The following is a 21,399-nucleotide window of genomic DNA, read 5'->3' as shown; positions in this document are numbered from 1 at the left end:
TCCAACAGGATTGACGTGCATCGCGCCCCTTCGTCGGTAAGCCGGACGCCTGCGCCCGCCGGCCAGAAGCTGGCTCAAAGACCGGCCGCACGCCATCGCTTGCAATTGGCGCCGAAGACTTTTAAGCGTACAACCGTAATGCAAAGGCCCATCCGGGCCACTGTTGCGGTCAAGGCGCCAATGTCATGCAGAACGTAGGATTGATTCTTTACCCAGAGTTTCAAGTGTTGGGGCTGTCGATGTCCGCCATCTTCGAGGTCGCCAACATCATCGCCCGACGACCGGTCTACGCAATCACGCTGCTCTCGGAGCACGGCGGCATGGTGCGATCCTCGGCGGGTTTTGGCGTGGAGACCGAGCCGTTCGACCAACGCCGTTTCGACACCTTGCTGGTGTTAGGCGACAACGTCGTCAGGCCCGCGTCGGCCGGTCTCATCCAATACATGCGTGACGCCAGCCCCATGACCCGCCGCCTGGGTTCGATCTGCACGGGCTCCGCCGCGCTGGCCGAGGCCGGGCTGCTCAATGGCCGCCGCGTCACTACTCACTGGGCCCATGCGCCCGACCTGAAGAGGCTCTATCCCGACATCATGGTGGACGAAGACCGCATCTTCATCAACGACGGCCCGGTATGGACCGCTGCTGGAATGAGCGCCTGCATCGACCTCGCTCTGGCACTGGTGGAACATGATCTGGGCAGCGAGCTCACCCGCCAGGTGTCCAAGCAGTTGGTGGTCTACCATCGCCGCGCGGGCGGTCAGTCGCAGTTCTCGGTGATGCAAGACCTGGACCCCAAGACCGATCGGATACAGGCTGCGTTGACCTACGCCCGGCAGCATCTCAAAGCCGAATTGTCGGTGGAGCGCTTGGCCTACGTCGCCAACCTCAGCCCCCGCCAGTTCAGCCGTATATTTCAGGCGCAAACCGGGAAGTCGCCGGCCAAGGCTGTCGAACACCTGCGCGTAGAGTCGGCGCGCTTGATGATGGAAACAGGTAATCATCCCATCGACGTCGTTGCTACAGAGACCGGCTTCGGTGATCGCGAGCGCATGCGCCGTTCGTTCATTCGGGCGTACGGACAACCCCCTCAGGCCTTCCAAAAGCTGCATCGCGCTTGACCCCGACCCAAGCCAGCGCAACGCCGCCTGCGGGGGGCTGCGCATGATCACTTCCTTGATCTGGATAACTTCCGCGCTGTTGAACCGCTGTGTATGATCACCCCGACCCGGCGCCGCCCACTGTGTCGAACGGCTTGAACTCCAGGAGGAACAATGTCTTCAACTGCGCACGACAACACCCCGCCCAGCGTCACCTTCGACAGCCCCATCCCGATCCTGCGAATGTTCGACGAGATCAAAGCGCGCGAATTCTATCTGGACTTTCTCGGGTTCAGCGTCGAGTTCGAGCACCGCTTCGAGGCCGATCTGCCGCTTTACCTGGGGATCGTCCGTAACGGTCTGCAACTGCATCTGTCCGAACATCACGGCGACGCGACACCCGGTTCTGCGGTGTTCATTCCCACTCACAACATCGAACGATTGAGAGACGAACTGCTGGCCAAGCGTTATGGCTACGGGCGTCCAGACATCGTCGAGCAAGGGTGGGGAAAAGTGCTGGAAGTCTGCGATCCGTTCGGCAATCGAATCCGTTTCTGTCAAAGCTGATCCGGCCGGCGAACCTGAGCGACGTTACCTGGCGGGTGTTCAAAAGAGCATCTGGCACGAAGGCTGCTAGCCCGAAATGGCGCAATTGAGGCGTGACAGAATACAGCCGCAGCGTAACGGCCCAACCGATATAACGCTGCGCAATCTGTCCTGACCGCTTACAATCGCGCCCTTTTTTTGCCGTACAGGAAGGCTCGCCAGGATATGTCGCTCGATCCGCCCACTCTTTTAGTCCTCAGCATCGCCCTCGCCGCAGCCGCTGCGTTGTACCTGGCGGTCGAGTGGCGCAGCGTTCGTGAGCCTTCGCTTGTGTTCTGGAGCGCCGGGTTTGCCACCATTACCGTGGGCTCGACACTGGCATTGCTGCGCGCCAGCGGTTTTTTACTGATCGGCATTTGGTTCGCTAACGGCCTTCTGGTCACGGCGCACTGGCTGTTCCTGTTGGGCGTCGCGAGGTTCACCCAGGCACGCCTTTCGCCGGGGTGGTATCTGATCTTCGCTGTCTGGCTGGGCCTGTTGTTATTACCGGACGAAGCGTCGTGGTCCAAGGTCATGCTCGTGGTCAATTCACTGCTGGTGGCGCTGGTGACGCTGCGGGCCAGTCTGCTTTTGCGGCCCCATGGCACGTCATTGAGCGTGGGTGCCGGGCAGTTGCGCTATGTCCTGCTGGTTCACGGGCTGTTTTACATTGCCAAGGCGCTGACCGCAGTGATTTCCGGAACGCTGATCGATCTGGCAGCCTTTCGTGGCGAAATCATTCAGATCTCGCTGGTCGAAGGCGCGATGGCGATCATGCTGATTGCGCTGTCTATGACTGGCACCGAACGCTATCGACGGGAGGAGCAGATAGCGCGACTGGCCGAGCGCGACCCTTTGACCGCTCTGTACAATCGCCGCGCCCTGGAAAAGCGCGCACCGCTCTTGCTGGACAACGTCTCTACGGAGCGGCCTGGCGCCCTTCTGTTGATCGACATCGATAACTTCAAACTGGTGAACGATTCGTGCGGCCATACCGCTGGCGACCGCTTACTGGTGGCGATGAGCGAGATGGTTCGCTCCGTCTTGCCCCAAGGGGCACTGGCTGCGCGGCTGGGCGGTGACGAGTTCATCATCCTGCTCAATCATGCTTCGAACGAACGTGTGGTTGCTCTTGGCAGCGCGCTGCGTGAGCGCTTTCACGCCTACGCAGCGCAAACATTCGCCACGCCCAAGGCGGTAACCCTGAGCATCGGCGCGACCCTGTTCGATCAGCCGCCCGCCAGTCTGACAGCGCTGGTCGAGGCAGGCGATGCGGCGCTGTATGAGTCCAAGCGCGGCGGACGCGACAGCATCCGCCTGGTCGACCGAACCTTGGCCGGGGCCGAGCCGTTGCGAACGACCTAACGCCGCAAATACCGGTATCAGGCACTCAGTGCCTGATCGATAGCCGCCGCCAGACGAGGGTCATCCGCCGCGACATCCGGTGCAAACCGGCCAATCACTTTGCCGTCACGGCCAATCAGAAACTTCTCGAAATTCCACAGCACTTCGCTGCCTGCGCCGCTCTCGATGCCATAACCTTTGAGCTTTTCACGGAACGGCCCGTCTCCGGTTGCGGCGGGTTGAGCGGATATCAATTGGCTGTAGAGCGGATGCTTGTCATCGCCTGCGACCGAGATTTTCGAGAACAGCGGGAAGTGCACATCGTAAGTGGTCGAGCAGAACGACTGAATCTCACTGTCGCTGCCGGGCTCCTGTTCCTTGAAGTTGTTGGCCGGGAAACCCAGCACCTCAAGCCCTGCTTCTTTCTTGCTCTGATAAAGGCGCTCAAGTCCTTCGTATTGCGGCGTCAGCCCGCACTTGGACGCGACATTCACCACCAGCAGCACCTTGCCTTTGTACTGGCCAAGGTTGCTGGGCGTACCGTCGATTTGCTTCAGGGGGATGTCGTACAGAGAATCGCTCATGCCTGTCTCCTGTTGTCACTGCCAAGTCGTCTTTGGTCAAAAATGACCGCTTTGCATCCAGGGACACCTTAAAGCGTGCGCCGGATAATGTCCTTCCTGATTTGCCAGGTCCGCGTGAATGCTCGCCGCGCAGCGCGATTTTCTGAACTGTTTGGTCGCCAAAGCCTCTATTTTTCTGGCGCAGCACGCGGCTGTTGCTGACAGCGTTGCGCGCATCTGGACAGCGTAATGAACCCACTGACAAGGCGACCCCATGAACACATTCATCCCACTCGAAAAGCTGGCAGAAACCGACCTTGGTGATTTTCACGAAGTCTGGCTGACCTCCCAGGAGACCCATCCGCAAGATCCGTCCCTGGAGCACAGCGTGTGCCTGTGGCGGGTAGACCGGGTGATGACCACCGACGTCAAAATTGACGACGAGTATTTTCAGGATCTCCCTTGCCTCTGGTTGAAAGTGGATGCATTGACCGACAAGCAGGCCATCAGCCTGGTGGAAAACACTCTGAAAGACCGTCTTGCCGAACAAGGGCTGACCGGGGAGTTTTTCCCGAAGGAAATGCTCGGTGCTGAAGTGGAAAGCGATGCCCGTGACCTGCGAAGCTGATTCTGCCGTCCTCGCAGCATGAGTGATCAATCTGCCGGTCCAGTCCGGCAGATTGAATGCGCGTCATCGGGTCGTTGCTACCGTACACTCGCTAGATCGGACTCTGCCCATCGAGGGATTCGAACCACTGCGCATAAGGACTGTTCTGTATCTTGTGCTGATTGAAGTCCGGCGCCCCATCGCTCCACCACACCTCTCCCCGTTCTCCCAGCGCCACCTTCGCTGCCTGAACCTGCGCCCGCGCTGCTTGCAACGCCGTGGGGTCGTGCGAAGATTTCGCCTGCCGCACACCTCTGCGCGCCGCCATCAAGTCGTTCACGTAGCGCTGGCGATCCTCTTCAGACAGGGCCGGGTTGGAGCATCGCCACAGTTGCCCCTTGACGATGAAATAGCGGCCATCAGGCGTTTGCGGATAGGAGGCCATTCTGGTTTTTCCTCGTTCGTTTTTCAGGAATTCGGGCGACTTTGTAGATCCAGACATTTTGTCGCCTGTGCAGCCACTATCGCGAGCAAGTTCACTCCTACAGAGGGCTTCGGTTTCCTGTCGGAGTGAGCTTGCTCGCGAAGAGTTCTGGAACCTGATCAACCTTTAGTTCAACTACGCCCAAAAAAGTCATTCGAATGAATACTTAAACTGTTTAAAAAGCTTTTTATAGAAGTATCTCTCGCTGGCTCTTACGTATAACGGCATTAACCGGTACCCACCGCGTGATCTGCTGTAAGGTGAGGCGGTTGCGCCAGGTAGCCAGTATCTGCCCCCCTCCTCATACACGCGCAGTGCTACCTCATTGAAGTCCTCACACCGCCTCCCTGCGGCAGCTTCGCACTACCTGCTGTGACTAGTTAAAGCTCCCATCGTTTACCCGTATTGCGACACCGTGTGCAGCATTTGACTGTTCGCGTTTGCAAGACCCCGGAGCGGCACCATGAACGAGTACACGCAAGAAGCGACGCATGATGCAACGCTGGAGACCGCGCTTGCAGACTGCGCGCGCGAGCCCATTCGCGTACCCGGCGCAATCCAGCCCCACGGGATGTTGCTGACCGTCAGTGGCGAGCCATTGTGCATCGAGCAGATCAGCGCCAATTGCGCTCGGCACCTGGGCCTGGACAGCAGCGAGTTGCTCGGCAAGCCTTTTTCGATGATCGTGTCTGCGCAGCAGTCTTCGCTGATCGCACTGGCGTACGCCAGCGATAGAGAGGTCGAAAGCGATCCGTTGCGCTTGAGTATTGGCCCCGTGGATTACAGCGCCTCCCTGCACAGAGTTGAAGACGCGCTGGTCATTGAGCTTGAGCCCTACGTCGAGCCCGCCCAAGACCAGTCTCGGATCATTACCCGGGTGTTGCGCAACCTGCAGGCCGCCACAACGCTGGAGACACTGTTCGACATTAGCGTCCACGAGATCCAGGCGTTGACCGGCTACGAGCGGGTGATGATTTATCGCTTCGAGCCTGAAGGTCATGGCAAGGTGGTAGCCGAGGCTCTGACTGGCAGTCTCCCCAGCTACAGCGGCTTGAACTTCCCCGGTTCCGATATTCCGGCGCAGGCACGCGAGTTGTACCGCTTGAATTGGATTCGCGTGATCCCCGACGCGACGTACGTGCCCGTACCGCTGGTGCCCCTGCTCAGACCCTTCACCGGATTGCCGCTGGATCTGGGGTTTTCGACATTGCGCAGCGTGTCGCCGGTGCACTGCGAATACCTCAAAAACATGGGCGTGCGCTCAGCAATGAGCATTTCGCTACTGGACGACGGTGAGTTGTGGGGCCTGATCGCTTGTGGCCATCCTGAACCCCTGTTGGTACCCCGCGAAATTCGTGATGCCTGCGCCCTGATAGGGCAACTGCTGTCGGCCAAGATCGTCGCGATTGTTGCCACGCAGATCCAACGTGAGCGCGAAGACAAAGTGGTCCTGCTCGGCGAGTTGGCGTTGGCCATGAGCCGGGCTGATCGCGACATTCTGGACGGGCTGGTGAGCCGCCCCGAAGTGCTTCAGTCCCTGACCATGGCCCAGGGCGCTGCGGTACTGATCGAAGATCAGCTCCACCTGTTCGGCCGATGCCCGACCCCGGAGCAAGTGCGCGCCTTGCATGCATGGGTCCGCGACGTCGGCTTGATGCGTAGAGAATCCAGACAACAACACATCGGGCTGCAGGGGCTGGGCGTGTTCCACAGCGACTCCATGCAGCAGGAGTTTGCCGCGAGTGCGGCGTACGGCGATGTCGCCAGTGGCGTTATCGCGTTCATTCTGCCCAAACCCGTTGCCAATGCTGTGATGTGGTTTCGCCCGCAACTGACCTCAACCATGAACTGGAGTGGTAACCCTGCCGAGCACTTGAGCCCTGGCACGCCGGGCTCGGCTGCTCACCGTTTGCATCCACGCCAGTCCTTTGATCTGTGGCAGCAGCAGGTGACCGGCATCGCGCAACCCTGGTCTCGCGCCGACTTGTACGCCGCCGAAGACATTCGGCGTTCGGCGCTGGAAAACGATCTGGAGCGCCAGGTCCATCGCGAGCAGGAAGCGGTTCGCCTGCGCGACGAACTGGTCGCGGTGGTCTCCCATGATCTGCGCAATCCGATGTCCATCATCATCATGCAGTGCGGCATGATGCAGCGCTGGGCTGGCAACGACGCAGTGCTGGAGAACCGGCAGATCCGGCGCGCCTTGGGCACCATCGAAAAAGCCACCACCCGGATGAACAGTCTTCTGGAGGACTTGCTGGACACTGCCAAGATCGACGCCGGCCGCTACCAGTTGTCGTGCGTGGGGCTGGATGTCACCGGCTTGCTGCAAGAGGCTTGTAACCTGCTCGTTGCCCTCACCACTGAAAAGAACATCGAACTCAATTGCACCGCAGCGCAAGGGCTGGTGGTCAATGCCGACCCCGAGCGTATCTTTCAGGTGCTCTCCAATCTGGTAGGCAATGCCATCAAGTTCACTCCCAATAACGGGCAGATCAACATCGACGCCGTCAGCCATGGCAACGACGTGCTGATCAACGTCCGCGATAACGGTGTTGGCATTCCGGCCAAGCACCTTCCGCATATTTTTCAGCGCTACTGGTCCGTCAAGGAAGGCAATCCCAGCGGCAACGGCCTGGGGTTGTACATCTCCAGAGGCATCATTGCCGCTCACGGCGGTCATTTATGGGCTAGCAGCCAACCTGGGGCGGGCGCCGTTTTTACCTTCAGCCTGCCCGCCTACGATGGGCCTTTGATTGCGGGCCAGTCGATGTTTCTCCAGCAAAACGGCACTACTCAAAATCTTGCTCAGTCGATCTCCGCAAAACTGGAGCACCAGCAGCTTGAAGATCGTGCCGCCCGCACCGCCTTGCTCAACGAACTCAATCAACGGGTAAAAAACACCTTGTCGACGGTGCAAGCCATTGCCTCGCTGACGGCGAGCAATTCGGATTCGCTGGAGTCTTTCTCAAAGGGTTTCGACGCCCGGATATTCGCCCTTAGTCAGGCCCACGATGCACTGGCACAAGGCGAGTGGATTTCGGTGGAGCTGGCAACGCTTGTCGATCTGGTGCGCAAACCCGATGGCGGTTCGGACAGAGTCACTTTCACCGGTGATGCGGTACCACTTGAACCGAGAGTCTCGCTGACACTGGCGATGGTGCTGCATGAACTGATGGCCAATGCAGTGCAGCACGGTGCCCTGTCGGTACCCGATGGCCACGTCACCATTACCTCGGCACTGAACCTGACCGATACGCCGCGCAACCTGAACATCCACTGGGTCGAAACAGGCGGTTCTGGATCAAGTACCCGCACTGTCGAGGGGGGTGGCCTGCGCCTGGTACGGCGCAGTATCGAGCGTGAACTCAATGGCAAGGCCGAGGTTCATTTCAAGCCTTGCGGGTTCAGTTGTTCGATGCTCATTCCCTGGATCGAAACGACACAGGGAAGTTTTTGATTTTGACGATAGCGCAGTCCATATCGTCGCCCAGAGGGAGAGCGCGCTAAAAGATTTACTCAATCTCTGCACCTAAGGCCTGCGGGGCAACGCGCGACATGCGCTTTACCCAACCTTTACCAAGTCTAGACCTGGCTTTACACGTAATGGGTGTTTCATACGTTCATGGCGAACCCACACATGCCGCCAGAGGAGACACCATGTTTTCGAAGATGATCCAAGCCGTTGTGCTGTCAGGCAGCCTGGTCGCAGCCGGTGCTGCATCAGCCAATGATCGCAACGTGATCGTGCCCGTCATCGCAGGCGCTGCAGTGGGCGCGGTGTTGGCCACCATCATCAGCAGCAAATCAGGGCACGACAATTATCAGCGGCCGCAATACCAGGGCTATCAGCCGGTGCCCCGCTATCAGCCGCAGTACCAACCGGTGGCCTACGTGCCGGTAGGCCCAAGGGTTGAATACCGCAGGTTCGAGGCTCCGCACCGCGGCTACTACGATCGTGGTCCTGCGCGCTTTGATGATCGCGGCTATGGCAACGGCCATTATCAAGGCCGTGGCGATGGCCGTTGGTAAGTCTCGCCGCTGATCAAGTGACTGACCCGCAGTCATGAAAACAAGGCCGTTGACGTTGCCGTCAGCGGCCTTTTTTTTGCACTGTTTATGCGATCAAGCAATGCGTCATTGCACGCGTAGGGCTTTTTGGTCATCGACACGCAAGAGCCCGGATTTGAACTGCTGAATGAATAATGCCGTTTTGAAACCGCGACTCAACGCCGTGGCCTCAACTTCATAACTTTTGACGCAACGACCGAAGTCGATCAGCGTGACGCTATCGTCAACAGGTTCAAACACATCTTCGAATGGGCCCGCAGGCGTTGGATTAGCCATAATTACCGTCTCACGAACAAGGTCATTAAAGTCCGGCTGCAACGCTTGAAGGCTGCAGCCGGGTCGAGGGCTTACTGCATAGCGGCGTCTGGCTCAGGTTTGCCCTGGGCCAGACCCGAACCCAAGTCCGCTCCAGTCATCGGGTCAGCCGACAGATCGGATTTGGTACGTTCTTTCATCATGGTCAGCGTCACAGAGTCTTCTTCACTCAACGTCACGGACGCTGTGCCATCCCCCCCATCGACTGCCGGATGTGGATTTTCGACGTATTCAAACTCGGCGTCATCGTTCCACGGCCCACGCACATTCGGCTCGCCATTGGACATGCTGAAGTACGTACGGCTGAACTCCGGCATCCCCGGCAACTTGCCTTGCGGGAAGTTTGGCTGGATGGAATGCAACGCTTTTTCGAACGACAATTGGTGCGCGATTTCGCGAGTCATCAAAAAGCCAAGTGCATCTTTAATGCCGGGATCGGTGGTCACGTTCATCAAGCGCTCGTAAACGATTTTTGCCCGGGCTTCCGCTGCAATGTTTGAGCGGAAATCTGCAGTGGGCTCGCCAATCGTGTCGATGTAAGCGGCTGTCCACGGCACGCCCGCCGAGTTGCACAGCGGAGCACCGCCGCCATACAGCAAGCTGGTGATGTGCGAATCGTTGCCCGCGCCGTTGATCTCGCGGTACAACTCGCCTTCGGCCTGCACACCCTCGGCCATTTTGCCTTTGGCGCCCTTGTTCAGCATTACGATGATCGAGCCGATGATCTCCAGGTGGCTCAACTCTTCAGTGGCGATATCCAGCAGCAGATCCTTGCGGCCTGGATCTTCTTCGGCCAACGCCTGGGTAAAGTAACGGGTTGCAGCGGCAAGCTCGCCCTGCGCGCCGCCGAACTGCTCAAGTAACAAGTTGGCCAGCCCTGGGTTAGGTTCGGCAACGCGTACAGTGTATTGAAGTCGTTTGTTGTGAAGAAACATGGCGTATCTCCTAATTCAGGCTTTTGCTGGTTATAAGGCGAAAGCGAACTAACGATTCAACATCGCTGACTGCAGGTTTCGCTGGAGAGCTGTAACGCTCATCAACTAGGAGCATCACGCTATAAATTTAATTCGAGTAAATATTCACATCCACGACCGGTGGTTCAGCCCGATTAGTTCTATAGAATTCGCTTCTGACGACGGACGGAAACATTTAGACAAATCATCATTCATATGGATTAGACGCTGGCAATACACAATCAAAAGCGTGAACCAAAGACACAAAAACGCCGCTTTTCAGCGGCGTCTTTTTGTTTCTTCTACTTTAAACAGTACCGGCAACCACCTTGGCCGCAGGCTGTGTGCGACGACCCAAAGTACCTGCGCCAGCGGCCACCAGACCCGAGATCACCAGAGTGATCAACAGAATCCAGCTGGCCTGGGAAACACGCTTGGCTGCTACATCAGCAGCTTCACGGGCTTTCTGCTCGGCATCAGCCTTCAGCTGCTGATACTTGGCGTAGGCCTCACGATAGCTCTGTTGAACCTGATCAACCATTTGATTGGCTTCGGCGTCGGTTTTACCGGTGCGCGCCTTGATCAGGTTAACCATCGCTTGGCGGTCAGCCGCATCCCATGCTTTATCGCCCTTGGCTTTGACACGATCCATGAGATCGCTCAGCTGAGTGTCAGCTTGTTGCGGTGCGGACATGCTGTTTTGCGCGGTGTTTTTCGCATCTTGCTGCACGTTCTGCGCATCCTGCTTAACCGCATCAGGGTTCAGCTCAGGCTTGCCGGTCTGGCGCATGGCTTGTTCGAGTTCGCCTTGAATGTCGTTCAAGTTGAAATCGATGCCCTGCTGCTTGAGTTGATCCTGAATCTTGCCACCTACCGACGGCGCAACTTGTGCGATGCCGCTGCCGATCGCAGAGAGCCCGCTACCCGCCAGGTTCAAGCCACCGCGGACAACGCCGGTCACTGCGCTCGATACAAGGTAAACGGTGAGCAGAGAAACAGTTGCCCACACCAGCAGACCGTGCAGGCCGCCTTCGCGATGGGCAAGTCTGCCCGCCGCCCAGCCACCCACGAACAGCGAGATCACGGCACTGACGATGACCCAAATGCCAGCGCTGGTGCCCATGCCCTCGACAGGATTACCTTCACGCAACGGCTCGATTGCCGACGTTCCGATTGCAGTGCCCAACAAGCTCAGGATCAGCGAAACGATCATGGCCAGAACAACACCCGCGATCACTGCGCTCCAGGAAATGCGCTTGAGCAACGGCGCGTAGGTTTCGACTCGGTCATAGGCAGACGGGGAGCGATAAACAGGTTCGTCTTGGATCATTGTTTTATTCCTTTGGTGGCAGTTACTGCGCAGTAAAGCTCAGTTGTCGTGCCTGAACGGATAGTGTCAGTTGTAGGGCACGACGTTTTCTGGGTTTGGTTTTTAGCTGCTGGAATGTGATGCATCCCAGCCCGCTAATCCCTTGACCTTTGCCATTCGAAAACTGTTCATTCGAATATTTCGAGATCCGACGAAATGCACGAACGAGTTGTTGAATGCGATTTTGGAGTGTTCCTGATACTTCGGTACAAGGATCAACCCGGCGCGTAGCCGGGTTCATCGGCCGAGTTATTTATTGCTGTGGAGGACTTTCCTGGGAAACCGAATTGTTGATGTCCACATCTCCCATGTCTTCTTCAGCAGCTCCCTCGTCGTCCAAAGGTCTGTCACCCTCGACTAATGGCTTGGAGTTTTCGCGGGGAGGATTGGGCATCACATCAGGTCTGCCTGGTTCCAGTGGCGCGATTGATGCGCCGTTTCCTGATCCACCTTCCAACTCTGACTTGCTGTTCATGTGTGCCTCCGATTGCCCCGAATGAGTCGCGGCATAAATGTTCGAAGGGCAAATTGCGAGGTCGTTCGGTAAATCTTTCGTACGGCCTCATAAATGCCGAACTCCGCCGATTGCTATCCCTCAGATAAGAAGGTCCGGACAATCGAAGGAACGAAAGATGCAATCGCTCAAGATAGCGACGTTCAACGTCAACGGGATCAGCGCACGACTTTCGAACCTGTTGCGATGGCTTGAGCGTGAGCAGCCAGACATCGTGTGCCTGCAAGAGCTTAAAGCGCAGGACAAGGATTTCCCCGCGCAAGCACTTCAGGACGCCGGTTACGGATCACTGCACCTGGGTCAATCTTCCTGGAACGGTGTGGCGATACTGGCGCGAGACGCGCAGCCGCTGCTGATTCGTAAAGGTCTGCCTGGCGAAGAGAAGGATACCCAAGCCCGTTATCTGGAGGCCGCCGCACACGGAGTGGTCGTCGCCTGCCTGTATCTGCCCAATGGCAATCCCCAGCCGGGGCCGAAATTTGACTACAAACTCCGGTGGTTCGAGCATCTGATCGAACACGTCAACACGTTGCAGGGCTCGGAACATCCCGTTGTTCTGGCTGGTGACTTCAATGTCGTACCCACCGATCAGGATATTTACAACACGCGCTCCTGGCTGAAAAACGCGCTGCTCCAACCTGAGAGTCGTGAATGCTTTGAGCGATTGCTGGAGCAAGGCTGGCTTGACTCACTGCGGCATCTTTATCCAGACGAACGCATCTATACGTTCTGGGATTACTTCCGTCAGCACTGGGAGAAGAATTCCGGGCTTCGCATCGACCATCTGCTGTTAAATCCGGTACTGGCTCCCCGTCTTCAAGCGGCCGGCGTGGACGCGTGGGTGCGCGCAGAAGAACACGCCAGCGACCACGCACCGACCTGGATACAGATCGACGCTGCCCAGCCAAAGCCGAAAAAACCCTCCAAGAAAGCTGACCTCTCCACTGCGACTTCGCCCTCGCATCCCAACCTTGAAACGTACAACCGCAAGCGAGACTTCGACGCGACTCCGGAGCCCTCCGGCGCCCAGAAACCCACAAGCTCATCCAGGCACAAAGCCAAAGCCCAAACCGCGCTGCAGTTTTGCATCCAGAAGCACGACGCCAGCCGCCTGCATTACGATTTCCGTCTGGAACTGGATGGCACGCTGAAAAGCTGGGCAGTGCCCAAAGGCCCCTCACTCGACCCCAAGATAAAACGTCTGGCTGTGCACGTCGAAGATCACCCGATTGACTACGCCACGTTCGAAGGCAGCATTCCCGAGGGCCATTACGGAGCCGGCGATGTGGTCGTCTGGGATCGTGGCGTCTGGAAACCGCTGTCTGATCCCGCCGAGGCCTACGCCAAGGGCCGCCTCAAATTTGAACTCCAAGGAGAGAAACTCAGCGGCATCTGGAACCTGATCAAAACTCATATTGCTGGCAAGCAAGAACAGTGGTTTCTGATCAAGCACCAAGATGACGCTGCCCGTCCCGAGTCCGAATACGACATCGTTCAACAATTGCCCGACAGCGTGTTGAGCGAGCGAACACTGGTGCCGAAAAAACGTGGGGGCAAAGCCGCCAGCCCCAGGCCCGTCGAAAAGGTGCCAGCGCCCAGGAAGAAACCGGGCAAGGCTCAGTTGAACGCAGCGGTGGGTTCAGATCTGCCTGAGAGCATTAAACCGGAACTGGCGACGTTGGTTGAATCAGCGCCTGAAGGTGACTGGCGCTACGAAATCAAGTTCGACGGCTATCGCATCATGGCCAGAGTTGATAATGGCAAGGTTCAACTCTTCACGCGCAACGGTCACGACTGGACGCACAAGCTGCCTCGTCAGGCAGAAGCCATTGCCAGCCTGGCGTTGGAGTCGGCCTGGCTGGACGGAGAAATGGTCGTCGCCAACGACGAAGGCGTTCCTGATTTTCAGGCGCTGCAAAATGCGTTCGAGGTCGGCAGAAGCGGCAACATCGTTTATTACCTGTTCGACCTCCCCTACCTCAACGGCATGGATATGCGCGAAGTACCGCTTGAACAGCGGCGCGCCGCACTGGCCAAAGTGCTGGAAGGCAGTGAGGACGAAACCCTTAGATTTTCGGAAGACTTTGGCGAGGAGCCTGACGCCCTGTTGAACAGTGCCTGCCAGATGAAAATGGAGGGGCTGATCGGCAAGCGTGTTGGCAGTCTTTACACCTCTCGCCGCAGCAACGACTGGATCAAGCTCAAGTGCAAACGGCGACAGGAATTCGTGGTCGTGGGTTACAGCGACCCCAAAGGCGCCCGAAGCAAATTCGGGGCGCTGCTGTTGGGGCTGCACGACACCGACAGCGGGGAGTTGAGATACGCAGGTAAGGTCGGCACCGGCTTCAACGAAGCCACGTTGAACACGATCTACGATCAACTCACACCGCTGCAAGTGAAGAAAGCTTCAGTGGTCAATCCGCCTGTAGGTTTTGAAGCGAAGGGCGTGCACTGGCTCAAACCCGTTCTTCTGGCGGAAGTCGCCTTCGCGCAAATCACCAAAGAGGGCTCGGTTCGTCACGCCGTCTTTCACGGTATGCGCAATGACAAACCCGCCAAATCGATTACTGAAGAACGTCCTCAAACCATCGATGAAAAGACAGCCACTCACTCCAGTAAATCGAAAACGTCACGCGCAAAAGCGCAAGCCGCTGAAGCGACCAAGCCTCAATCCGCGACCTCCGGCAAGATCAGGTTGACTCACCCGGAGCGCGTGATTGATCCAGGCAGCGGTTCGACCAAGCGCGACCTTGCCGATTATTACATCCGTATTTGCGACTGGCTGCTGCCTCAGTTGGCTAACCGCCCGGTTGCGCTGGTGCGAGCACCCGAAGGCATCGCTGGCGAGCTTTTTTTTCAGAAAAACGCTGAGCGGCTGGCCATCCCTGGCATCGAAACCATGGGCAAGGAATACACCGGACATCCGGTCATGCTGATCAACAACGTCGAAGCCCTGATTGGCGCCGTGCAGATGAGCACCATCGAATTGCACACTTGGAATGCGGTTTCAAAAGACCTCGAACGACCCGATCGCTTTATCCTCGATCTCGACCCGGACCCAGCACTGCCCTGGAAAAGCATGGTCGAGGCCGTGCAACTGACCTTGGCCGTGCTGGATGAACTGGGGCTAAAGTCGTTTCTCAAGACCAGCGGTGGCAAAGGTATCCACCTGGTCGTGCCCCTTACACCGAAGGCCGATTGGGACGCGGTTAAAAGCTTTAGCCACGGCATCGTCAAGCACATCGCAAAACTGCTTCCGGATCGCTTCTCGGGTGTTTCCGGGCCCAAGAATCGCGTGGGCCGCATCTTCATCGATTACCTGCGCAACGGGTTGGGCGCCACAACCATCTGTGCCTACGCCGTGCGCTCGCGCGAAGGTTTGCCAGTGTCGGTACCGATCTTTCGGGAAGAGCTGCTGGAGATCAAAGGCGCCAATGCCTGGAATATCCGAAACATCCACGAGCGACTGGGCGAACTCGACGCCGATCCTTGGGCTGAGCTGAGCCAGACCCGACAAACGATCACGGCTGACATGCGCAGACGCGTCGGTCTCAAATGAACACCTGAAACCGGAACGATAAAATGCACAATTACCACGTCCCAGGCCCGACTGGGTTCATGTCATCGCTTGGTGCGTGAGTCATGCACGCGTGACCCAGCCCCTCAAACCTTCGACCATGTGCGTAATAAAGTGGATACCTCCTCCGCTCGTACCGGTGGGCTGAGCAAGTAGCCCTGGACGAACGGGCAGTCCATTTCTTTCAGGCGCTGAAGCTGCGCCATGGTCTCGATTCCTTCCGCCGTGATGTCCAGATCCAGCGTCCTGCCCAATGAAAGTATGCTGCGCACGATGGCGTCACTTCGGTCGAAGGACATCATTCGAGAGATGAAAGAACGGTCGATCTTTATGACGTCGAAGGCATAGCGATCTATGTAGCCAAGTGAACTGTAGCCGGTGCCAAAGTCATCCAGTGCGACACGAACACCCAGTGCTCGCAGGTCTTCCAAAACCTCTGCCGTGGCCTCGGGTTCGTGAAGGAACACAGATTCTGTGATCTCTATCTGAAGGTCATGGGCAGCCACACCGGATGAAGTGAGGATGTCGCTGACTTGAGACGCGTACCCGGGACGGTTCAGCTCTGTTCCCGACACGTTCACATTCAGATGCAATCGCATCGACGGAAATTCCAGCTTCCAGCCCTGCAACTCACGGCACGCCTGGCGCATGACCCAATGACCCAGCTCGTGGATGACGCCGTTGTCCTCTGCTACTGAAATGAAGACATCGGGAGGTACGTGGCCAAGCTCGGGATGCAGCCACCTTACCAACGCTTCGACACCACTGATTTCGCCGGTCTTGACGTTGTAAATAGGCTGATAGACGACTGAGAATTCCTCCCGCGCGATGGCCTGTTTCAGCGCATTTTGCATCAACAGGGCGTCGACCGCGGCTTTGCGCATGGATGCGTCAAAGATTGTCCAGCGTCCACGGCCTTGCTTCTTCGCGGCATACATCGCGACATCGGCGTCTCTGAGTAGATCTTCAGGCGACTGGTGCGAGACATCCGCAGTGACGATGCCCAGGCTGCAGGAGGTAAAGATATTCTGCCCATCGATGACAACCGGCAGACTCAATTGGCTGACGATGCGCTGAGCAAGATCGATCGCCAGCGACGACCTCTCGTCACCCGTGAGCAGGATGGCAAACTCGTCACCGCCCACGCGAGCGAAAACGTCGTCTTCACGAATGCAACTCTCCAGGCGTCGAGCGACCACCTTGAGCAGATGATCACCTGCCCGGTGACCCAGGCTGTCGTTCACGAACTTGAACCGGTCAAGATCGAGAAACAAAACAGTGGCTGCTGGAACCGTATCCGACTCCTCGCGGGCGAACATGCCTAGCAGCCGGGACATCAAGTAGGCCCGATTGTGCAGCGAGGTCAGGTCATCATGAAACGCAGCGTATGAAAGCTCCTCTTCGATGCGCTCTCTTTCGCGCAATCGGGTCTCCAACGCCATTTTCGCATCCCTGTCGGCCTGCGCCTGGCGTACCAGCAGCTCCGCTTCTTTGCGTTCGCTGATATCTCGCTGGACTGACACCCAATGGGTGAACCACCCACGCTCATTGGCGACAGGAACGATGCTCAGTTGAACCCAGAATTCACTGCCATCCTTGCGCGCGTTGATAAGCTCAACCTCTATGGGCTGCCACTTCTGCAGGGAGTCGCGGATGAGGTCCAGGGTCTCTCGGTTAGTTTGCTTGGAATGGAGGATACGGGGCGTCATCCCAATCACATCTGAAGATTCGAACCCGGTTGTGGCCAGGAACGCCGGGTTGCAATAGACGATTCTGGGCCCCGGTTGATTGATTGGCTCAGCTTCGGTGATCAGGATTGCATCCTTTGCGTTGACCACAACCGACTCCAACAGCCGCAAGCGCTCGATTAATTGGTCATCCCTGGGCAAAGAGTCTGCACTTTTAGCCTCGAGTACACCGCTCAGGATTGCAGCGTGAGTCTGCAAAGCGTAGGTCTGGGCGGCACTTAAACGTAGTCGCTCTTGAGGTCTGCTGATAAGCATTACGCCCAGCAGGTCTGCATCACTCCCACGAATGGCCACCCCAATGAGCAAGCCATTGCTGAAGTCTAGAAGTCGGTGAAACAAAACAGGGAGTGTTTGCCCGGGCACCTCAGTAATCACGACCAGATCGCTTTGCGAAAAAGCATTTCGCAAAAAAGGCTCCACTGAGCTTTCCAGCGGCCAGCCAACTTCGGCGCCGAAGCTGGCAGAAACTTCCCATTGCGCCGGACGCCCGCTGATAAGTAATGCACTCGTACAGTCTGCCGAATGGGCAGCAGCCTGCACCACTAAACTCAAAGCATTTGCAGGCTGGGTGCTCTTTTCAGGTGGCATTTCGATCGCTCAACGAGACGCCCATCAAGAGGGCCAGAATGAAAATGTATGATATCACTTGGCTATCATGTGCCTTGTTATTTATAGCGCGCTCTACAAAAACATCAACATCAAGCATCCGCACGGATTGAAAGACCCTATAAACCATTCAATTGATCGCCAAAGTCCGGCAGGCCAGCATTCAATGCTTACATTACAAAGCGGGCCTTAAATACTCATAAATCTGTTGCCCGCGCTTTTTGAGTTAAAGAGCTTCGGCGCACAGCCTCTCGTTCTGCACCTTATATAAACATATAGCAATCTTCGCTGGATAAACTGCCATTAACCTATCCAGTTGAAGTGTATGTAATGGGCAAAAGCACTCTGTGCGCTACCCCGGGACATCTCGTTGGCGTGATAGCGCCAGCAAAGACGTTTGCACTGAACCGACGGTCAATCCTCACGCTCAGACTTAATATCGACACTTATGTCCAAATCTGGAGTTGGCCATGTTGAAAAATGTTGATGCTGGCGTACTCAATATTGTGTTTGAAGATGCGGGCCCGGCAGACGGGTGGCCGGTCATACTGCTCCATGGATTTCCGTACGACATCCATGCCTACGATCAGATCACGCCAATCCTCGTAGCAAACGGTGCCCGCGTCATCACGCCCTTTCTCAGGGGTTTTGGCCCGACTCGCTTTCTGGAAGAAAAAACCATGCGCACCGGCCAACAGGCGGCCATTGCCCATGATCTTCTCGAGCTGATGAACGCACTGGATATAAGCGCGGGTTGTCTGGTGGGGTACGACTGGGGTGGCCGTGCTGCCTGCATCGTTGCCGCTTTATGGCCTGAGCGTGTCTCGGGTCTGGTCACGTGTGGTTCATATGCGATTCAAGACATCGCGTCAGCCATGCAACCGGCCAAGCCTGAAACCGAGGTCCCCTATTGGTACCAGTATTACTTTCACAGCGAGCGGGGACGTAATGCGCTGCTGCAAGATCGCAAAGCCCTCTGCCATCTTCTCTGGAAGCAATGGTCGCCGGATTGGGCGTTTTCGGAGCAGGTCTTCACGCAGTCGGCAGTGTCGTTCGACAACCCCGACTTCGTCGATGTAGTGATCCACTCCTATCGTCATCGATTCGGCCTGGTGGACGGTGCTCCGGAATATTCAGCCACCGAAGCTGCCTTGGCTAAACTTCCTGCGATAACGGTGCCGACCTTTGCTCTGGATGCAGGCGCTACAGGGTTCTCCAGAGAAGGCACGCGGTCACATCGCAAGCATTTCACCGGTGACTATCAGTACCGAGAAATCGAAGGTGCCGGACATAACGTGCCTCAGGAAAAACCCGATGAGCTGGCCGGTATCATCCTCGATTTGAATAAATCGGTAAGCAGCGCCATTTGAGACGCCAAACCCAATGCGGTGAAGACCTAGTGTGGGAACGAACGAGTCCGCTCCCACGCATCAGGTAGGTCTTACACCACCTGCAAAACGATCTTGCCGATGTGCTCGCCCTCTTCCATCCGTTGATGAGCCAGCACGGCGTCGGCCAGCGGGAACACACGATCGATGATGGGCAGGCACTGTCCTTCACTGAGCAATGGCCAGACATTGGCTTTCACCGCTTGGGCGATCTCGGCTTTTTCCTCGGCGCTGCGCGAACGCATCATCGAGCCGGTCACCGAAGCCTGTTTGTCGGCCAGTGCTTGCAGGCTGAAGTCCTTGACCGAACTGCCTCCCAGAAAACCAATCACCACCAGACGTCCGCGCCGTGCCAGAGCCGCTACGTTACCCTCGAAATAGCTGGCGCCCATGATGTCGAGAATCACATCAACGCCCTTGCCTTGGGTTTTCTGGGTGATGACCTGCGAGAAATCGGCCTCGCGATAGTTGATCGCTTCGCCACCCAACACACGGATCTGCTCGCATTTTTCTTCGCTGCCTGCGGTGGCGAATGCCTTGATCCCCAACGCTTTGCACAGCATCAGCGCGGTGGTACCGATGCCACTGGTACCGCCGTGGATCAATACCGTCGCGCCTTTACGGGCCTGGCCCAGTTCGAACAGATTGGCCCAGACGGTGAAGAATGTTTCCGGAATGGCTGCCGCGCGCACCATGTCCACGCCTTCTGGAATTGGCAGCACCTGAGTTGCTGCCACCACGCAGTATTCGGCGTAGCCACCGCCGTTAGTCAGTGCGCACACTTTGTCACCGACCTTGAATCCTGAGACCGCCGAACCGACCTTGACCACTTCGCCTGCCACTTCCAGCCCGGGCACGGCGCTCATGCCCGGTTTCATCGGGTATTTGCCAGTGCGCTGAATCACGTCAGGGCGATTGATGCCCGCAGCGTGAACCTTGATCAGCACCTCACGGCCGCCGGGCTCCGGCACAGCGGCTTGGGCCAACTTCAAGACCTCCGGCCCACCGGGTTGAGTAATCTCGATGTAGTTCATACGGCTTGGCACATTCATGGCAACACCTCATTCAACAGTAAGTACAGGCTCTGACATCGGCACGTTGAAGGCATTCAGCATACTCATTCGCGGCTCTGGAATAGTGCAGCGTTTCGGCATACAACTGATGCACAAATGCATCAGTTAGGTGAAACATGAATTGGGATGACGCGCGGTTCTTCCTCGCAGTAGCACGTGTCTCGACACTCAGAGGCGCCGCTCGCGCACTGAATGTCGATCAAGCGACCGTGGGTCGAAGAGTCGCTGCCCTGGAGCGAGCGTTGAACGCTACGTTGTTCTTGCGCACCTCCGACGGATACGCGCTTACCACGGCTGGGGAAGCTGCGTTGGACGCCGCGGAAAAAATGGAGCAGGCAGGCAACGAGTTGCAGCGCCGAATCGAAGGGCTGGATGAGCGTCCGACGGGGCTGGTGCGCATTGCTTCGACCGACTCGCTTGCTTTTGATTTTGTGATCCCCGCGGTCGCTCGGCTGCACGAGGCCTAGCCAGACGTTAGAGTCGAAATCAAAGCTGGAATCGAAATGCTCAATCTGGCTAAACGCCAAGCGGACATTGCCCTGCGGACTATCAAGCCCGATAACCCAGACCTGCTGGTGCGTCGTCTGGTCAGTTGGCCGATCGGGTTGTTCGCGTCACGCCAATACCTTGAGCGTCGAGGCACGCCTACGCCCGGCAGAGGGTTCGTCGGGCACGACATCGTCGCCTTTCAAGCCCATGTCGACGCCGGCGAGCGCTACAACCTTGCGCAGGAAACAGTGCCAGACGCACGCATCGTAGCCAGTGCCAATAGCAGTCTGTTAGTGCGCACCGCAGTGGCCGCGGGACTGGGGCTGGGGGAATTGCCTCTTCATATGGGCGAGCGCGCCGGTTTGGTCCAGGTCTGGCCGCAGCGAACACGTTCGCACACGTACGACGTGTGGCTCGTCACCCACAAAGACCTGCGCCATACAGCGCGCGTGAGCAAGGTGATTGAGTACCTGGTGGCGGCGTTTGAGCCGCCTCACGGTGGAGGTCGGGATGAGAACGGCCAAATAGCGTAAGACCGCAGTCGGCCTGTTCTGCTGAACAGGCCTGGCACTCCTGCAACGGACAAAGCCACCCGCGAGCAACATGGATGCAGTGG

The 21,399-nt window shown here is 57.3% G+C and carries 16 protein-coding genes and 1 pseudogene; 9 read left to right on the top strand and 8 right to left on the bottom strand.

All coding sequences use genetic code 11. The features are described from left to right. The first annotated feature begins 185 nt into the window (after window positions 1-185). From ACWKWM_RS23515 to ACWKWM_RS23505, 3 genes are all read left to right on the top strand, one after another. Window positions 186-1,118, top strand: a complete 933-nt coding sequence (locus ACWKWM_RS23515; protein WP_483848441.1) for a GlxA family transcriptional regulator — start codon at window positions 186-188, stop codon at window positions 1,116-1,118. Window positions 1,119-1,271: 153 nt separating this feature from the next. Further along, the gene (locus ACWKWM_RS23510) at window positions 1,272-1,664 is read left to right on the top strand and encodes a glyoxalase superfamily protein (protein ID WP_483848440.1); all 393 of its coding nucleotides are present in this window, start codon (window positions 1,272-1,274) and stop codon (window positions 1,662-1,664) included. Window positions 1,665-1,868: 204 nt separating this feature from the next. Next, window positions 1,869-3,047 (top strand): GGDEF domain-containing protein, encoded by a 1,179-nt coding sequence (locus ACWKWM_RS23505; protein ID WP_483848439.1) that lies wholly within the window; start codon window positions 1,869-1,871, stop codon window positions 3,045-3,047. Between the two features lie 17 nt (window positions 3,048-3,064). Here the strand turns inward: ACWKWM_RS23505 and ACWKWM_RS23500 are convergent, their stop codons facing one another. Further along, window positions 3,065-3,610 (bottom strand): glutathione peroxidase, encoded by a 546-nt coding sequence (locus tag ACWKWM_RS23500; protein WP_483848438.1) that lies wholly within the window; start codon window positions 3,608-3,610, stop codon window positions 3,065-3,067. A 253-nt stretch (window positions 3,611-3,863) separates the two neighbouring features. Between ACWKWM_RS23500 and ACWKWM_RS23495 the strand changes: the two genes are divergently transcribed. Then, window positions 3,864-4,217: a hypothetical protein gene (locus ACWKWM_RS23495; RefSeq protein WP_483848437.1), complete on the top strand. Its 354-nt coding sequence runs from the start codon at window positions 3,864-3,866 to the stop codon at window positions 4,215-4,217. Between the two features lie 91 nt (window positions 4,218-4,308). On the opposite strand, the gene ACWKWM_RS23490 is transcribed toward ACWKWM_RS23495, so the two are convergent. Next, window positions 4,309-4,641, bottom strand: a complete 333-nt coding sequence (locus ACWKWM_RS23490; RefSeq protein ID WP_483848436.1) for a hypothetical protein — start codon at window positions 4,639-4,641, stop codon at window positions 4,309-4,311. Between the two features lie 502 nt (window positions 4,642-5,143). On the opposite strand from ACWKWM_RS23490, the gene ACWKWM_RS23485 reads away from it, so the two are divergent. Together ACWKWM_RS23485 and ACWKWM_RS23480 are read left to right on the top strand one after the other, a co-directional pair. Further along, window positions 5,144-8,140 (top strand): ATP-binding protein, encoded by a 2,997-nt coding sequence (locus tag ACWKWM_RS23485; protein ID WP_483848435.1) that lies wholly within the window; start codon window positions 5,144-5,146, stop codon window positions 8,138-8,140. Window positions 8,141-8,340: 200 nt separating this feature from the next. After that, entirely contained in the window at window positions 8,341-8,712 is a 372-nt protein-coding gene (locus tag ACWKWM_RS23480; RefSeq protein WP_483848434.1) for a hypothetical protein, read from the top strand. Window positions 8,713-8,817: 105 nt separating this feature from the next. On the opposite strand, the gene ACWKWM_RS23475 is transcribed toward ACWKWM_RS23480, so the two are convergent. From ACWKWM_RS23475 to ACWKWM_RS23460, 4 genes are all read right to left on the bottom strand, one after another. Then, the gene (locus ACWKWM_RS23475; RefSeq protein ID WP_483848433.1) at window positions 8,818-9,027 is read right to left on the bottom strand and encodes a hypothetical protein; all 210 of its coding nucleotides are present in this window, start codon (window positions 9,025-9,027) and stop codon (window positions 8,818-8,820) included. A gap of 71 nt (window positions 9,028-9,098) precedes the next feature. Beyond that, a complete protein-coding gene (locus ACWKWM_RS23470; RefSeq protein ID WP_483848432.1) occupies window positions 9,099-10,001 on the bottom strand; it encodes a manganese catalase family protein in 903 nt (300 codons plus the stop codon). Between the two features lie 325 nt (window positions 10,002-10,326). Beyond that, window positions 10,327-11,349, bottom strand: coding sequence for a hypothetical protein (locus ACWKWM_RS23465; RefSeq protein WP_483848431.1), 1,023 nt, complete (start codon window positions 11,347-11,349; stop codon window positions 10,327-10,329). Between the two features lie 292 nt (window positions 11,350-11,641). Continuing rightward, window positions 11,642-11,863, bottom strand: a complete 222-nt coding sequence (locus ACWKWM_RS23460; RefSeq protein WP_483848430.1) for a hypothetical protein — start codon at window positions 11,861-11,863, stop codon at window positions 11,642-11,644. A gap of 157 nt (window positions 11,864-12,020) precedes the next feature. Between ACWKWM_RS23460 and ligD the strand changes: the two genes are divergently transcribed. Then, window positions 12,021-15,461 carry a DNA ligase D gene (ligD, locus tag ACWKWM_RS23455; RefSeq protein ID WP_483848429.1) on the top strand — a complete coding sequence of 1,147 codons (3,441 nt, stop codon included), beginning with the start codon at window positions 12,021-12,023 and terminating at the stop codon, window positions 15,459-15,461. A gap of 104 nt (window positions 15,462-15,565) precedes the next feature. Here the strand turns inward: ligD and ACWKWM_RS23450 are convergent, their stop codons facing one another. After that, on the bottom strand, window positions 15,566-17,815 hold the full coding sequence (locus tag ACWKWM_RS23450; RefSeq protein ID WP_483848428.1) for a putative bifunctional diguanylate cyclase/phosphodiesterase: 2,250 nt from the start codon (window positions 17,813-17,815) through the stop codon (window positions 15,566-15,568). Window positions 17,816-18,303: 488 nt separating this feature from the next. On the opposite strand from ACWKWM_RS23450, the gene ACWKWM_RS23445 reads away from it, so the two are divergent. Next, window positions 18,304-19,203: an alpha/beta fold hydrolase gene (locus ACWKWM_RS23445; RefSeq protein ID WP_483848427.1), complete on the top strand. Its 900-nt coding sequence runs from the start codon at window positions 18,304-18,306 to the stop codon at window positions 19,201-19,203. A gap of 71 nt (window positions 19,204-19,274) precedes the next feature. Here the strand turns inward: ACWKWM_RS23445 and ACWKWM_RS23440 are convergent, their stop codons facing one another. Continuing rightward, window positions 19,275-20,273: an NAD(P)H-quinone oxidoreductase gene (locus ACWKWM_RS23440; protein ID WP_483848426.1), complete on the bottom strand. Its 999-nt coding sequence runs from the start codon at window positions 20,271-20,273 to the stop codon at window positions 19,275-19,277. A gap of 137 nt (window positions 20,274-20,410) precedes the next feature. Here ACWKWM_RS23440 and ACWKWM_RS23435 point away from each other — a divergent pair. Then, window positions 20,411-21,316: pseudogene (locus tag ACWKWM_RS23435) on the top strand (LysR family transcriptional regulator). Window positions 21,317-21,399: the final 83 nt, after the last annotated feature.

Source organism: Pseudomonas rosaeacicularis, assembly GCF_057128745.1.
The sequence above is the reverse complement of the archived record's forward strand: the minus strand, read 5'-3'. Positions and strand labels throughout refer to the sequence as shown.